Raw genomic sequence first — 1,382 nt, forward strand, 5'->3', positions numbered from 1 at the left:
TGCAATCATATTTTTGCATCAATCGTGGCATTTTGTAAACTAGAAACATTGAGTGTAAAAGTACAGCTTAACCACTTTGCACTCAAATATAAATTACTTGTGCGGTCAAATCAAATAGCTTTTGAAGAGCTTAGGCGATTAAAATGTTTATGACCTGTGCGTAAGGTGAGTTATCTATTTTTTTTGAACAGTATTCACCAAAAAGCCTGAAGACTGTTGCTGAATAATCGTTAATAATGGTTTGATTTTCTGCTGTTTGGGTTGAATGTAAATGACGTAATCTTAAAATATTCGCTACAATCTGTTTTATAGTTGTGTAGTTTTCTTCAATGGCAGTGCTTTGTTGCTGTACTGTCATAATTGCAGTATAAAGCCATTTATTTGCTAGTATTTCTGTGCTGTGCTCTTTTGAAATGTTTATTTTTTTCTTGAAGCTTTCATGGCAACACTCTAAAAATGCGCCTTGTATTGCTACTAGGTATGGCGGGCTAAAACTTTCAGTAGCCTTTGGGTCCCATGCTACGATGTTGTTATAGGCACTAAGGTAGTCTTCTATATTGTCAAATAAATTTAGTGCACGAATTTTTTCTAAGAATAGTTCGTTTGTTCTAATAAGAGAGAATTCATATTGATCCTTAGGGGAGATTGTTAGTTTTTCTCTATCAACTGCATTGACAACATCTTCTTTTATGCTGGCAAGGGGGAGCAAGACTTTTTGGTGATCTTGATGCTGCCCTTTAAAAAAATCGATTATAAAATTCATTTTTTAGTGGAATATTTATAGAATAAATTATTTTAATTTAAAATAAAAAATTATATATTGCAATATAAATTTATAATTATATTGTGTTTTAAGCATAAAGAGCAGAGTTGTTTTTCTAAAGAACTGCACAGCAACCTGTAGTTGTTGTTGATTCTGGCTCTGGATTCGTAGCATGCTGGTAAAGAAGATCAGAGCATTTGCCAAGTTGTTGACAGGGACCTTGTCCTATTGAAAATTCTACTATTTCATGGTCTAGCTCCAAAGGTAGGGGTGTTGCCTGAAGTAAGTTATGCATATGCTTGTCTTGTTGTAAAAAAAGTGCGTGGTATTTAGCCATTACTTTTTCAGAATATGTAGGAGTATAGACGATTGTTTCTGTACATCTTTCTGCAAAGGTACGTTTTCTAGGTTTTTTATAATAATTGTTATTATATTCATCCCACTTGGAGGTTGTGTAGCCATGGAGGTCGACTCCCATCGTGTTTTGGATAGATAGGTGGGTTATATTTACTGTTATAGCGCTCAACGAATAGTTTCTGACATTGACTTCATTACTTGACTAAGCGCTGTCTCTAAATTTATTTCATCTTCAACAAGCATCAGAACCCTATTTTTAAGC

Annotated in this window: 2 protein-coding genes and 1 pseudogene; 1 reads left to right on the plus strand and 2 read right to left on the minus strand. The window is 33.9% G+C overall.

Annotation, left to right across the window (positions count from 1 at the left end; all coding sequences use genetic code 11):
- Nucleotides 1-153 (plus strand): annotated as a pseudogene (locus C200_RS16935) (IS701 family transposase); the annotation flags it as partial.
- On the opposite strand, the gene C200_RS10805 reads toward C200_RS16935, so the two are convergent.
- Both C200_RS10805 and C200_RS15505 read right to left on the minus strand, forming a co-directional pair.
- Entirely contained in the window at nt 131-763 is a 633-nt protein-coding gene (locus C200_RS10805; protein WP_016212371.1) for a hypothetical protein, read from the minus strand. The pseudogene C200_RS16935 and the gene C200_RS10805 sit on opposite strands and share 23 nt — an antisense overlap.
- Before the next feature lie 115 nt (nt 764-878).
- Nucleotides 879-1,100 (minus strand): hypothetical protein, encoded by a 222-nt coding sequence (locus tag C200_RS15505; RefSeq protein WP_016212372.1) that lies wholly within the window; start codon nt 1,098-1,100, stop codon nt 879-881.
- Nucleotides 1,101-1,382 lie beyond the last annotated feature (282 nt).

Source organism: Piscirickettsia salmonis LF-89 = ATCC VR-1361 (assembly GCF_000297215.2).
GTDB classification, from domain to species: domain Bacteria; phylum Pseudomonadota; class Gammaproteobacteria; order Piscirickettsiales; family Piscirickettsiaceae; genus Piscirickettsia; species Piscirickettsia salmonis.